The organism is Achromobacter sp. UBA2119, from assembly GCF_002331005.1.
GTDB classification, from domain to species: domain Bacteria; phylum Pseudomonadota; class Gammaproteobacteria; order Burkholderiales; family Burkholderiaceae_B; genus Achromobacter; species Achromobacter animicus.
The window spans coordinates 81,339-93,472 of record NZ_DCYD01000019.1; the positions used below are offsets into that span (position 1 = coordinate 81,339).

Annotated in this window: 14 protein-coding genes; 7 read left to right on the plus strand and 7 right to left on the minus strand. The window is 66.6% G+C overall.

Translation table 11 applies throughout. The features are described from left to right. The first annotated feature begins 120 nt into the window (after positions 1 to 120). Positions 121 to 1,038: a LysR family transcriptional regulator gene (locus B3098_RS23890; RefSeq protein ID WP_286899420.1), complete on the plus strand. Its 918-nt coding sequence runs from the start codon at positions 121 to 123 to the stop codon at positions 1,036 to 1,038. A gap of 24 nt (positions 1,039 to 1,062) precedes the next feature. Here B3098_RS23890 and B3098_RS23895 read toward each other — a convergent pair whose 3' ends face one another. Further along, positions 1,063 to 1,947: a LysR family transcriptional regulator gene (locus B3098_RS23895; RefSeq protein WP_286899423.1), complete on the minus strand. Its 885-nt coding sequence runs from the start codon at positions 1,945 to 1,947 to the stop codon at positions 1,063 to 1,065. A gap of 156 nt (positions 1,948 to 2,103) precedes the next feature. On the opposite strand from B3098_RS23895, the gene B3098_RS23900 reads away from it, so the two are divergent. After that, entirely contained in the window at positions 2,104 to 3,090 is a 987-nt protein-coding gene (locus tag B3098_RS23900; protein ID WP_279971098.1) for a tripartite tricarboxylate transporter substrate binding protein, read from the plus strand. A gap of 64 nt (positions 3,091 to 3,154) precedes the next feature. Further along, the gene (locus tag B3098_RS23905; protein WP_239212738.1) at positions 3,155 to 3,487 is read left to right on the plus strand and encodes a cupin domain-containing protein; all 333 of its coding nucleotides are present in this window, start codon (positions 3,155 to 3,157) and stop codon (positions 3,485 to 3,487) included. A 99-nt stretch (positions 3,488 to 3,586) separates the two neighbouring features. Here B3098_RS23905 and B3098_RS23910 read toward each other — a convergent pair whose 3' ends face one another. The 4 genes from B3098_RS23910 to B3098_RS23925 all read right to left on the minus strand — a co-directional run bounded on the left by B3098_RS23910 (position 3,587) and on the right by B3098_RS23925 (position 6,766). Beyond that, positions 3,587 to 4,153: a type 1 glutamine amidotransferase domain-containing protein gene (locus tag B3098_RS23910; RefSeq protein ID WP_175121343.1), complete on the minus strand. Its 567-nt coding sequence runs from the start codon at positions 4,151 to 4,153 to the stop codon at positions 3,587 to 3,589. A gap of 67 nt (positions 4,154 to 4,220) precedes the next feature. Then, positions 4,221 to 5,552 (minus strand): PQQ-dependent sugar dehydrogenase, encoded by a 1,332-nt coding sequence (locus tag B3098_RS23915; RefSeq protein WP_286899424.1) that lies wholly within the window; start codon positions 5,550 to 5,552, stop codon positions 4,221 to 4,223. Beyond that, positions 5,549 to 6,034, minus strand: a complete 486-nt coding sequence (locus tag B3098_RS23920; protein ID WP_286899425.1) for a DUF2231 domain-containing protein — start codon at positions 6,032 to 6,034, stop codon at positions 5,549 to 5,551. The genes B3098_RS23915 and B3098_RS23920 overlap by 4 nt, the downstream gene beginning before the upstream one ends. Positions 6,035 to 6,058: 24 nt before the next feature. Then, positions 6,059 to 6,766, minus strand: coding sequence for an acetoacetate decarboxylase family protein (locus B3098_RS23925; protein WP_286899426.1), 708 nt, complete (start codon positions 6,764 to 6,766; stop codon positions 6,059 to 6,061). Positions 6,767 to 6,890: 124 nt separating this feature from the next. On the opposite strand from B3098_RS23925, the gene B3098_RS23930 reads away from it, so the two are divergent. The 4 genes from B3098_RS23930 to B3098_RS23945 all read left to right on the plus strand — a co-directional run bounded on the left by B3098_RS23930 (position 6,891) and on the right by B3098_RS23945 (position 11,588). Further along, positions 6,891 to 7,295: a DUF2946 family protein gene (locus tag B3098_RS23930; protein ID WP_239212729.1), complete on the plus strand. Its 405-nt coding sequence runs from the start codon at positions 6,891 to 6,893 to the stop codon at positions 7,293 to 7,295. Positions 7,296 to 7,475: 180 nt separating this feature from the next. After that, entirely contained in the window at positions 7,476 to 9,587 is a 2,112-nt protein-coding gene (locus B3098_RS23935; protein WP_414631307.1) for a TonB-dependent receptor, read from the plus strand. A gap of 13 nt (positions 9,588 to 9,600) precedes the next feature. Next, positions 9,601 to 11,079, plus strand: a complete 1,479-nt coding sequence (locus B3098_RS23940) for a PepSY domain-containing protein (RefSeq protein ID WP_286899429.1) — start codon at positions 9,601 to 9,603, stop codon at positions 11,077 to 11,079. 32 nt (positions 11,080 to 11,111) lie between these two features. After that, positions 11,112 to 11,588, plus strand: coding sequence for a hypothetical protein (locus tag B3098_RS23945; RefSeq protein WP_286899431.1), 477 nt, complete (start codon positions 11,112 to 11,114; stop codon positions 11,586 to 11,588). 47 nt (positions 11,589 to 11,635) lie between these two features. Here B3098_RS23945 and B3098_RS23950 read toward each other — a convergent pair whose 3' ends face one another. Together B3098_RS23950 and B3098_RS23955 are read right to left on the minus strand one after the other, a co-directional pair. Next, the gene (locus B3098_RS23950; protein ID WP_175121331.1) at positions 11,636 to 11,833 is read right to left on the minus strand and encodes a hypothetical protein; all 198 of its coding nucleotides are present in this window, start codon (positions 11,831 to 11,833) and stop codon (positions 11,636 to 11,638) included. Beyond that, positions 11,830 to 12,090 (minus strand): hypothetical protein, encoded by a 261-nt coding sequence (locus tag B3098_RS23955; protein WP_286899434.1) that lies wholly within the window; start codon positions 12,088 to 12,090, stop codon positions 11,830 to 11,832. The genes B3098_RS23950 and B3098_RS23955 overlap by 4 nt, the downstream gene beginning before the upstream one ends. Positions 12,091 to 12,134 lie beyond the last annotated feature (44 nt).

Consider the following 12,134-nt stretch of genomic DNA (forward strand, 5'->3'; position numbering starts at 1 on the left):
TCGGACCGCCCGCGTTGACATAGGCAAACTGTAAAAGCGCCCGCCGCGCGGATAAACGGTCAACTTCATCCATCACTATTTGTAGAATCCAAACAATCCCCAACACCCTGCGGAGCAGCCATGGACCGATTTGACGCAATGACCGCGTTTGCGCGCGTGGTGGAGACCGGCAGCTTCACCAAGGCGGCCGAAACCCTGCACATGAGCAAGACCAGCGTCACGCAGCTTGTGCAGCAGCTGGAAGCGCGGCTGCGCGTGCGCCTGTTGAACCGCACCACGCGCAAGGTCAACGTCACGGCCGACGGCGCGGCGTACTACGAGCGTGTGATCAAGCTGCTGGCCGACATGGACGACGCCGAGACCAGCCTGTCCAGCGCCGCCGAAGCGCCGCGTGGCCGCCTGCGCGTGGACGTGCCCAGCCCGCTGGCGCGCATGGTGCTGGTGCCGGCTTTGCCGGCCTTTCACGCGCGCTATCCCGACATCCAGCTCGACATGGGCGTCAGCGACCGCATCGTCGACCTGATCGGCGAAAACGTCGACTGCGTGGTGCGCGGCGGGGAGCTGACCGATCAATCCTTGATGGCCCGCCGTGTCGGTGACCTACGATTGGGCGTCTATGCCGCGCCCTCTTATCTGAAACTGGCCGGCAAGCCTGCACACCCGCGCGAGCTTGAGGACACGCACCATCGCATCGTCGGCTTTCTGTGGCAACGCACGGGCCGCGCGCTGCCCTACGCCATGCGCCGCGGCAGCGAAGTCGTCAACGTGCACGGCCGTTACGTGCTGGCCGTGGACGACGGCAATGCCTACCTGGCGGCCGGTCTGGCCGGCATGGGCGTGATGTGGCTGCCGGATTACATGTCCGCGCCGCATCTTGCGCAGGGCGAATTGGTTCCGGTGTTCGAGGACTGGCGGATGGACCCGATGCCGATGTACGTGGCGTTCCCGCCCAACCGCCACGTCAGCGCCAAACTGCGCGCCTTTATCGACTGGATCATCGAACTGGTGGGCGCGTATTCGCCTGCGGGCGGACGATAGCGCGGCAGGTCACCTCCGCCGCCCCTACCCCTTTGCAAGCTCCCCCGCCAGTTCCAGCGCCCGCGCCAGGAACACCGACGCATCATCCTTGCGATAACTGACGATGACTGGCGACACAAACGCGTCGGCTTCGATCCGCACATGCGCCACGTCCTGGCGTTGCAGGCGCTGCACGGACGCGGGCACGACCGTGACGCCCAGCCCCGCCGCAACCAGCCCGATGGCGGTCTGCAGCTCGTTGGCCTCTTGCGCGACCTGCAGCGAATGGCCGGCGGCGCGAAAGAGTCCCAGCACGTGATCCGCGTAGTTGGGCCGCGGCCGCGCCGGATACAGGACGAAGGGCTCGCGCGCCAACCGGTCGACCGAGACGCTGCCCTGGCCCGCCAGCGGGTGATGCAGCGGCACGGCGGCCATCAAGGGTTCGGTCATGAGCACGCGGCGTTCGATCGCGGGGTCGTCCAGCAGGATGCGGCCGATACCCAGGTCGATGCGGCCTGCCTTCAGCGCTTCGAGCTGCGGCAAGGTGTTCATTTCCATCAGGCCCACTTCGACCCGCTCGTCCGCGCTGCGCAGCAGCCGGATCAGTTCCGGTACGAAGCCGTACAGCGTGGACGGCACGAAGCCGATGCCGAACCAGCGGCGCTCCGTTTGACCCAACCGGCGCGTGCCTTCCAGCACTTCGTCCAGCCGGGCGGTCAACAGGCGCGATTGCTCGAGCAGAAAGCGGCCCGCCTCGGTCAGGCGTAGGGCGCGCGTGGTGCGTTCGAACAGCAGCACGCCCATTTCCTCCTCCAGTTGCTTGATCTGGCGGCTGAGCGGCGGCTGCGCGATGTGCAGCCGCGCGGCCGCCTGCGTGAAACTGCCGGCCTCGGCCACGGCCTGGAAATAGCGCAAGTGCCTGAGTTCCATGACGATTAAGACCCTGAAGGTATCAATTGAAACCCATATAGTCTTGGACGCCTTGGAAAAAGGCAAGCGATACTGCCTCCATCGTTCAAGCGCGGTCGGCCAGAGTATGAATCGGTTCCGCATCGCCGCCCATAAATCAAGAACACGGAGACTTTCATGCGCCTGCGCCCCCCCTTCAAACCCTTCGCCCGCGCCTTGCTGGCCGCGTCGCTACTGGCTGGCGCGGCGGCGGCGCACGCCGATGTCTATCCCGACCACCCGGTGAAGTGGATCGTGCCCTTCCCGCCGGGCGGCGCCATGGACAGCATCGCGCGCACGCTGGGCGAATCCATGGGCAAGCAGCTGAATACGTCGTTCATCGTGGAAAACCGCGCGGGCGCGGGCGGCAATATCGGCGCGGCTGCCGTCGCGCGCGCCAAGCCGGACGGCTACACCATCCTGATCGTGGCGAACGGCATGGCCGTGAATCCCGCGCTGTACCAGGACCTGAATTACGACCCCATCAAGGACTTCGCGCCGATCTCGCTGCTGGCCGTGGTGCCGAACGTGTTGGTCACCAATCCTGAACGCACCGGCGCGACGAACGTGCAGGACGTGATCGCCAAGGCAAAGGCGCAGCCCAAGCACTACACGTACGCCTCCGCCGGGGTCGGCACGTCGATCCATCTGGCCGGTGAAATGTTCGTATCGATGACGGGCGTGGACATGCTGCACGTGCCGTACAAGGGCAGCGGCCCGGCCGTCGCGGACCTGTTGGGCGGGCAGGTGGACTACATGTTTGACAGCATCACGTCCGCCAAGCCGCACATCGCGACCGGCAAGCTGCGTGCGTTGGGCGTCACCACCACCAAGCGCTCGGCCGCCCTGCCCGACGTGCCGACCATGCAGGAAGCGGGCGTGCCAGGCTATGAGCTGATGCCCTGGTTCGCCGCCTTCGCGCCTGCGGGCACGCCACCGGATGTGGTGGCCAAGCTGAACGATGCCATGCGCGCCGCGTTGGCAGATCCCAAGGTGAAAGCGACGCTCGATTCGATCGGGGCCGAGTCCATCGGCAGCACGCCAGACGCACTGCGCGACCACCTGGCCAAGGAAACGGCGCAATGGAAGGACCTGGTCAAGGAACGCGGCATCAAGATCAACTGATCGGCCGCGCTGCGCTCGCCTGGGGTATCGTTGGTCCATCCATCTCCCAGCGAAGGAAGTCATCATGGCCCTGAAACACGCGGATCCCGGACAGGTCATCGATCTGAAGCCCTATGGCGCGGCGCTTGCGCAGAAGCAGTCGGTCGCGCTTTTCAAGTCCGAGGATCTGGAGGTCATGCGGCTGGTGCTGCTGGCGGGCAAGACAATGCCCTCGCATGACGTCGAGGGCGAAATCACCCTTCAATGCCTGGAGGGCAGCGTGGAGGTCTCGACCGGCGGCGCCACGCATGTCTTGGACGCCGGCCGCCTGATGTACCTGCCCGGCCGAGCGCCGCATTCGCTTTTTGCGCTGGAGAACGCGTCGGTACTGGTGACTGTTGCTTTGAAGCGTACGTAGCCTCATCCGCCGCGGCAGCTTATGGGGTGGCTTCGAGGGCCCCTTTCGAGGCGCCTCCCGATGCGTCTTCTGTTAACCCCGCGCGCGCGCCAGGCCAGCCTATTTGCGGTCACGCCCTTCGACAGCTTTGCGCAGCACGCCGATGAAGGCCTCGTTGAACGCGGGAATATCATCGGGCTTGCGGCTGGACACCAATACGCCGTCGACGACGGCCTCTTCATCCACCCACTCAACGCCCGCGTTGCGCAGGTCGTCCTGCAGCGATGGCCAACTGGTCATCTTGCGTCCCTTGACGACACCGGCGGAAATCAGCAGCCAGGCGCCGTGGCAAATGACGGCGACCGGCTTGCCCGCGTCAAAGCATGCGCGCACCAGCTCCTGCGCCTTGGGCTGCATGCGGATTTCATCCGCATTGACCACGCCGCCGGGCAACAGCAAGGCGTCAAAGACCTCCGGCTCGGAGGCGGCCTGCAGAAAGGTCAGATCCACCGGAAACCGGTCGCCCGGCTTGTCGTGATGAAAACCCTGGATCGGATCGGTGCGGGCGGACACCAGCACTGTGCGCGCGCCCTCCTCGTGCAGACGGTGACGAGGGCCGGTGAGTTCGACCTGCTCGAATCCATCGACGGCCAGAATGGCGATGTTGACGTCTTGAAGTGTTGCCATGTGTGCTCCTGTTAAGTGGCCCCCCAACGATGCGATGCGTCGCGCGGGAGGCCTGGGGGATGACTTGTCAGGGCTGCGCCGCAGCGACCGGCTTGGGCGTCTGCGCGGGTTGCGCCGGCTGCGCCGGGGTGACTCGCCATATCGTGTTCGACAGGTCGTCGGCCACGATAAGCGCGCCCTTCGGATCTACCGTCACGCCAACCGGACGCCCGCGCGTCGTGCCGTCGCTGTCGCGAAAGCCTGCGACGAAGTCCACAGGCGGGCCTGAAGGCCGGCCGTCCGTGAACGGCACGAAGACCACCTTGTAGCCCACGGGATCCTTGCGGTTCCAGCTTCCGTGCTCGCCGACGAAGACGCCGTTGGCAAAACGATCCCCCATCGAAGCGTCTGAGAAATCGACGCCAAGCGCCGCGACGTGCGAGCCCAAGGCGTAGTCCGGCGCGATGGCCGACGCGACCTTGGCGGGATCCTGCGGCCGGACGCGATCGTCCACGTTCTTGCCCCAATAGCTGTAAGGCCAGCCGTAGAAGGCGCCTTCCTTGACGGTGGTCAGGTAGTCGGGCACCAGGTCGGGACCGATTTCGTCGCGCTCGTTGACCACGGCCCACAATTGGCCGGTATCGGGCTGGATCGTGAGCGCGGTGGGATTGCGCAGGCCGGTCGCATACGTCTTGTATTCACCCGTGCTGGCATTCACGCGCCAGATCCGCGCGCGATCGGCTTCAGCCGTCATACCGCGTTCGGTGATGTTGCTGTTCGAGCCGATGCCCACGTACAGATACTGCCCATCGGCGCTGGCGGTCAGCGCCTTCGTCCAGTGATGGTTGATCTCCGACGGCAGCGGCGTGACGACTTCGGGCGGCCCGTTTGCCTTGGTCTGCCCAGGCTGATAGTCGAACCGCACCAATGCGTCCTGATTGGCGACGTACAGCTGGTTCCCGACCAGCGCCAGCCCGTACGGCGCGTTGAGATTCTCGGCAAAGACGGAGGCCGCGTAGGTGCCATCGCCGTCCGGGTCGCGCAGCAGCGTCAGGCGGTTGCCGCCCTTGACCGGGCTCGTGCCGCGGGCCTTGATGACGGCCGCGATCACGTCTTTGGGCTTGAGGTCGGGCGCGCTGCCGCCGCGTCCCTCGGCCACCAGGATGTCGCCATTGGGCAGCACGAGCGTCTGCCGCGGAATCTTCAGATCCGTGGCGATGGCCGAAATCTTGTAGCCCTCGGGCACGGTCGGCACCTTGGCGCCCCACGGGGCAGGCTTGGCGATGACCATATCGGGCAGCAGGCCGCGTTCGGGTTTGGGCAGATCAGGCGAAGGCCCATATTGGCCTCCAGCCTGCGCGCTGCACACCCCTGCCATCACCAGCAACGGAATTCCGGCAATCAGTGGTATGTACTTCATAGCGGCCCCCTGATGTGCGGCGTGCGGAAGCCCAGCCAGAGCGCCACAAGCGCCAGCACGGTGCCGACTGCAGACAGAATCAGTGCGGTGGGCATGCTTGCCCATGCGTCGCGGGCGTGCATAAACGCATTGAACAGGCCTACCAGCCAGGCTGCCAGCAGCACGACGGCATAAGGAACGATGCCGCGCGCGCGCTGCGTGGCCCTGAACAGGTCCACGATGGCAAACAGCAGCGCAATCGCGCCAAACAGCAGTCCGCCGACCAGCAGCCAGGACGCGAAATTGTTCCATTGGATGTGAAAAGTCTGCGCATAGGCAGCATCCGCGAGTGCCGCGCCGAGAAACAAAGGAAACATCCCGGCCAGGAATACCGCCGGCATGGGGCGCACGGTAAGGGCGTACCGATTTTCGATGAGTTGGGTCACTGGATCGCCTCGTGAGTTGCGGGCCCGAGCAGATGCCCGTAAGAGGCGGCGCAGCAAGCCGTGTTCCTGCGCGGGCAGCGCCTACACCCCGAACGACACCGACATCCGTTCCAACCATGCGCTGGCCACCGGTTGACGCCGTGCCAGAAATCCCAGCGGACCCGCTTCGGCCATGCGCCAGTGCGCGGTCCCGAAACGCAGCGTTCCTCGCAGCGTGCAGCGCGTGCGGATCAGCCCTGCCGGCCCATCCTGAACCGTCCAGACCGCGAATCGTAGCGGTAAGGCAACGCGCAGGCCGGGTCGGAATTGCACGCTGGCGGCGGGCCGGCCTTCCGCAACGAGCGACGCTTGCGCCAACGCGGCCGGCTCACCTGGCTTGCCCAAGGCGGGCAGCGGCTCGAAATCGCCGATGCGCTTCGGGATGCCCCACAGCTTGCGGCCACCTTCTGCGGCCGCCTCGTCGTCCACCCAGATCGGCCCCACCGTGCACGCGGGCGCCAGCAAACCCGCGTGACGCACCGCCGTCGCAAAGAGCAGCTCGTTGTAGGCGAGCGTGCCGCCCGGTTCGTAAGCGGTCCAGACGGTGGTGCAGATGGCATGGCGTCCCAACGTGACCACACGGGCATCACCGGGCGCCTGCTGCGGCAGATCGGTCAACGGCACCCGCCAAGCACTCAGGAGCGCATGGCCGTGCAGTTTCCAGGGGGCCTGCGGATAAGGAGACGGGAAGCCTGACTGCGTCCTGCCATCCGGCGTGCCGGTCGGGCTGTCGTTCGATGGGGGCATCATCCTGGCGAACTCCTGTCGGGTTTCCAATGCACACACCCGATCGATAGTAAGCGCCCTGCGACCGAACGCCGCATGCGTTTCCATTCGGACAGAATGCGTGAGGTTCTGTAATAGAATCCCGCCCATGTCGACTCATCGGGACTCAGCGTTTCAGCCCCGCGGCTTGCCTTGGCGTTTGCTCGTCTGCCTGGCAATGGCCGCCTTTGTGCTGCGCGCTTTCATCCCGACCGGCTACATGGCGGGGCCGTCCACGACCTCGCTGATGCTGACGCTGTGCGAAGCCGGCGGCACGATGAACGTGACGTTCGACCTGCCGGCCGAGCCGGACGCCAAGCATGGTGCCGCAGAGGCCTGCGCCTTCGGCGCCCTCGCCGCGCACGCAATTCTGCCGGACACCGGGCTCGCACCTGTGTTGTCGGCGCGCGCCGCCTACGCCGCGCCCGAGATTCCCGTCTACCGCGCCACGCCGCCGCTGCCGGCCCTTGGGCCGCCGCTGGGGTCACGCGCCCCGCCTTCCCTGTCTTCCTGATCCGCCGCGCGCGCGCCTGACGCCGCGCACGGCAGCGAAGAGCGGGAACCCCGTAGACCAGCTTCATGGCGCCATCGCATCGGCGCTGCCTGCACGGCCATCCCCTCTTCGCCCGCGCTTTGCCGACCGGCCTTCAGGCCGGCGGCAGATTCAGTCGAAGACAAAAGAAGAGGGGTCATCTTGACCATCGTTCGTACGCGCGCGTGCCTCGGCACGACGCTGATCCTGGCCGCTTTCAACGCCGCCGCCCAAACCGCTCCCGCCACACTCGCCCCCATCACCGTGGTCGGCGGATCCGAGACGGCGCTTACTACCGAGGCGTCCACGGGTTCCAACCTCGGCCTCACGCCCATGCAGACGCCCGCCAGCGTCGACATCATTTCGCGGGAACAGATCGAGTCCCGCGGCGACGCCAGCGTGATCGAAGCGATTACCCGCGCGCCCGGTTACTCGGCCGCGCCCCACCCCGGCAACGGCAATAGCGCCCTGTCGGTGCGCGGCTTCACCGACAGCACGTCGGTCATGCGCTTGTACGACGGACTGCGCCAGTATGGCGGCGTCGGCCTGACGTTTCCGTTCGACACGTGGTCGGTCGAGCGCATCGAGGTGCTGCGCGGACCCGCGTCCGTCATCTATGGCGACGGCGCTATCGGCGGCGTCGTCAACGTGATCCCCAAGCGTCCCACCCGCGGGCCGATCCAGAACGAAGTGCAGGCCACGATCGGCACGCAGGATACGGCGCGGCTGGGACTGGGCAGCGGCGGCGCACTGAGCGACACCTTGTCGTATCGCCTGGATGTCAGCGGCAACTACACGGACGGTTATGTCGACCGCGGCCAGTCGGGCGATGCGACGTTTTCGGGCGCGTTGCGCTGGGACGCCACGCCGGACCTGAACATGACGTTGAGTTACGCCTACGGCTACCAGCGCCCGATGCGGTACTTCGGCACCCCGATGATCAACGGCGAGCAGGATGACGCCGTGCGCAAGCAGAACTACAACGTCGCCGACAGCTTCATGCGCTTTCGCGACCAGTGGACCCAGCTGGACACCGTCTGGACGCCGAACGACGCCACCACCGTGCGGGCACGCCTATATCACGTGCAGAGCGACCGCGACTGGCGCAACGCCGAGCGCTACGTGTACAACCCCACGACCAGCCTGATCGACCGATCCGACAACACGCAGATCACGCATGACCAGACCCAGACCGGCCTGACCACCAGCGCCGTCTTCAAGGGCACGCTGGCCGGCCTGGCGAACACGGTATCGGTGGGCTTTGACGTCAACCACGCCACGTTCAAGCACATCAACAACACCTACACAGGCAGTTCGGGGTCGGTGGATCCGTATGGCCCGGATCACGGCCACTACCAGAGCGACGTGCCGTTCATTCCGCGTTACCGCAACAAGGCCGATCAGTTTGCCTTATTCATGGAAGACCGCCTGGCGCTGACCAGCAAGTGGTCGGTCATCGGCGGCCTGCGCTACGACCACTCGAAGGTCACGCGCGACGACCTGGTCACCGATCAGCGCGCCTTGTCCAAGACGTTTTCCGACGTGGGCTGGCGCATCGGCACCGTGTACGACGTGACGCCGGATCTTGCCGTCTACGCGCAGTACGCGCAGGCTGCCGATCCGGTCAGCGGGCTGCTGATGATCAGCCCGTCCAACGCGTCGTTCGACCTGTCGCGCGGCAAGCAGATCGAGGTCGGCCTGAAGCAGAACTTCATGGACGGACGCGGCGAGTGGACGCTGGCGGCGTACGAAATCCGCAAGACCAATCTGCTGTCGCGCGACGCCGACGACCCGAGCCTGCGGGTGCAGGTCGGCGAACAATCGTCGCGCGGCCTGGAAACGTCGCTGTCGCTGGCGGTTGCGCCCGGCTGGACGATCGACGCCAATGCCACCGTGCTGCGGGCCAAGTACGACGATTTCTCCGAATCGGTGGGCGGGGCGGCCGTGTCGCGCGCGGGCAATGTGCCGCCCAACGTGCCGCAACGCCTGGCGAATCTATGGTTGAGCTGGAACTTCCAGCCGGGCTGGACCGCGATGGGCGGGATGCGCTACGTGGGCAAGCGCTATGCGGACAGCGCCAACACCATCGAGCTGCCGTCCTACACCACGACCGACCTGGCGCTGCGCTGGGACGTGAACAAGGACACCGCCATCACGGCCCGGGGCTTCAACATCTTTGACCGCGCGTACTTCACCACGGCCTACTACACCAACACGCAATGGATGTATGGGCCGAGCCGCCGGTTCGAACTGACGTTGAGCCACCGCTTCTGAGGCGGGCGCAACCATGGACGCCAAGGCGCGCCTGCGCAGGCTGACCTACCTGGCCCATCGCTGGCTGGGGGTTGGCGGCTGCCTGCTGATGCTGGTGTGGTTTCTCAGCGGCATCGTCATGCTGTATGTCGGCTACCCGAAGCTGACGCCCGAAGAGCGGTTTGCCAGCCTGCCTGTGCTGGCCGCAGACGCGTATCTGCCGATGGACGCAGCGCGGCCCGGCGGCGCGCTTGCCGTCCTGACGTCGGTGCGCGGCGAGCCGACCTACATCGTCCCAACTCCGGACGGCCCGCGCGCCTGGTCCGCGCGCACCGGCCGGCCTGACGGCGTGGTGACAGCGGACATGGCCGTGGCCGCGGCGCACGCATTCTGGCCTGCGGGCACGGCCCGGTATGCGGGCCTGATCGACGAGGACCGCTGGACGCATTCGCGCGGGCTGGACCGCCATCGCCCCCTGCACAAGGTGAGCATGGAAGGCGACGCGCCGGGCACCCTGTATGTGTCTTCGGCGACGGGCGAAGTCGTGCTGGACGCGCCGATCGCGCAACAGCGCTGGAACTACGTCGGCGCGTGGCTGCACTGGCTGTACATGGCGCGCGACCGCTCCGTCGATCCGGTGTGGAGCTGGATGGTGATCGCACTGTCAGCCGTCTGCACCGTGCTGGCTGTCAGCGGCACGGTCGTCGGCGTCTGGCGCTGGCGTTTTCGCGGCCGCTACAAGACGGGCGCGCGCACGCCCTACCGCGAGACCTGGATGCGCTGGCACCACATCATCGGTCTCGCTTTCAGCGCGATTGTCTGCACGTGGATCTTCAGCGGGCTGATGTCGATGAACCCGGGCGGGCTATTCGCCGGCTCCGATCCGGGACCTGATCGGCAAGCCATGGCGGGTGCGCAGCTCGCCGCGCCGATTGCGGACCCGCAGCCGGTATTACAGGCGTTGCACGCCGCGGGCTTTGAGCCGGTTCAGCTCGAATGGCGGCGGATGGCAGGCCAGCCGTACGTGCTGGCCCGCGACGCGACGGCCGGCAGCCGCATCGTTCGCCGGGAGGATGGTGCATTGCTGGTGCAGTCGATGTGGCAGCCTGATGCGGTCCTTGACGCCGCGCGCGCGCTGTTTCCCGGCGCGACCGTTCAGGCGACGTTGCTCGATCACTACGACGCCTATTACTACGCGCGCCACGCCGAAGCAATGAACGGCGGCGCACCACGGGGCCTGCCAGTCCTGCGAATGGATTTCGACACCCCGGCCAGTGACCGCGTCTACGTTGACCTGCGCACGGGCGAGGTGGCGCTGAGCCTGTCCCGCGCGCAGCGGGTCGGGCGCTGGCTCTTTTACTTCCTGCATAGCTGGGACACCCCCGCCCTGCTGAATGCCGGCGTGGGCCGGGACCTAGCGCTTATCCTCTTGAGCCTCGGCGGCCTGGCGGTGGCGGCCACGGGCATCGTGCTGGGCGCGCGGCGGTTGGGCTGGTCGCGCGGGCGCCAGTAGAATTGCGCAATCTTCCGACCGCAACGCACGAGATGACGCTTCCTCCAGAACCCTATTCCCCCCGCCGCATTGCCACGCTGGGCGTGTGGCGCGAGGCAGGTCATTCGATCAAGGCGTACGGCATCCATCGAGACCCGAACGCTGCGGGTCCGATCCTGTCCGATCCCGTCAACGCGTCAGTCCGCGCCGCCGTGCGCGACGTCCTGGACGAACACGCTGGCGGTCCGCGCACCCATGGTCTTGGCTACTGCATTGCGCACGTAGGCGAGGAGGCCGTGTGGCTGCTCGTGGACTGGTGGATCTCCGGCGGCATCGTGTGCCAGCGCATGCTCTCCGCACCGTTGGCCCGGCCGGACGCATTTGCGCCGGTCAACGCGCCCGCGCTGGCTTGTGTGTGGGAACTGGCCGTGATCGCGCATGAACGCGACGCGTGGGTGCGGCACATGCTTACCGAACGGCCAGACGCGGACGGATATCTGCACGACATGCTGGCCGCCGGGCGATATTGACGCGGGGCGCGCGGTACGGACGCGGGCCCCACGTTATTGGCGCGGCGTCAATCCGAGTGCGGCTGAGGCGGCGTGTCCATCGACGCATCTACCTCGGAGATCGTCTCGCCCGGGTAGGCGACGCGGGCGGCTGCCGCGGCGTCGTCGCGCGTCGGATAGGAGCCGGCATCCTCCTGGACGCCCAGCAAGGCGATGCCGCGGAAGCCCCAGTGGCCATCCGCGCGTTGAAAGACTTCAACGATCATTTCTCTTCCTCGTCGCGATCCGGCGCGGGACGCGTGTCGTTGCTGCCAGGCAGCGTGCCGCTTCGCGCCTCGGCTTCTTCCTGCGCCACGGCCTGATCGAAGCCCGGCTGGTCATGGCTGCGCGCGCGGGGCGGGTGGTCAACGTCGGGCACGCGCTCCGGCGTCGTGGCATGGCCGGACGGGCGCAACGCGCCTTTGTTGACGTCGGGCTGGCCGGGAATGGATTCTCGGGCGTTGTCGGATTTCGGTTGCGTCATGGAAAAGCTCCGGTGCATCACGGTGATTGGCAGGCGAGCAAGTG

Bases quoted from the DNA above. Each gene is read 5' to 3' on its own strand.
- B3098_RS23890 (WP_286899420.1), top strand. From the start codon at position 121: ATGGACCGATTTGACGCAATGACCGCGTTTGCGCGCGTGGTGGAGACC.
- B3098_RS23895 (WP_286899423.1), bottom strand. From the start codon at position 1,947: ATGGAACTCAGGCACTTGCGCTATTTCCAGGCCGTGGCCGAGGCCGGC.
- B3098_RS23900 (WP_279971098.1), top strand. From the start codon at position 2,104: ATGCGCCTGCGCCCCCCCTTCAAACCCTTCGCCCGCGCCTTGCTGGCC.
- B3098_RS23905 (WP_239212738.1), top strand. From the start codon at position 3,155: ATGGCCCTGAAACACGCGGATCCCGGACAGGTCATCGATCTGAAGCCC.
- B3098_RS23910 (WP_175121343.1), bottom strand. From the start codon at position 4,153: ATGGCAACACTTCAAGACGTCAACATCGCCATTCTGGCCGTCGATGGA.
- B3098_RS23915 (WP_286899424.1), bottom strand. From the start codon at position 5,552: ATGAAGTACATACCACTGATTGCCGGAATTCCGTTGCTGGTGATGGCA.
- B3098_RS23925 (WP_286899426.1), bottom strand. From the start codon at position 6,766: ATGATGCCCCCATCGAACGACAGCCCGACCGGCACGCCGGATGGCAGG.
- B3098_RS23930 (WP_239212729.1), top strand. From the start codon at position 6,891: ATGTCGACTCATCGGGACTCAGCGTTTCAGCCCCGCGGCTTGCCTTGG.
- B3098_RS23940 (WP_286899429.1), top strand. From the start codon at position 9,601: ATGGACGCCAAGGCGCGCCTGCGCAGGCTGACCTACCTGGCCCATCGC.
- B3098_RS23945 (WP_286899431.1), top strand. From the start codon at position 11,112: ATGACGCTTCCTCCAGAACCCTATTCCCCCCGCCGCATTGCCACGCTG.
- B3098_RS23950 (WP_175121331.1), bottom strand. From the start codon at position 11,833: ATGATCGTTGAAGTCTTTCAACGCGCGGATGGCCACTGGGGCTTCCGC.
- B3098_RS23955 (WP_286899434.1), bottom strand. From the start codon at position 12,090: ATGACGCAACCGAAATCCGACAACGCCCGAGAATCCATTCCCGGCCAG.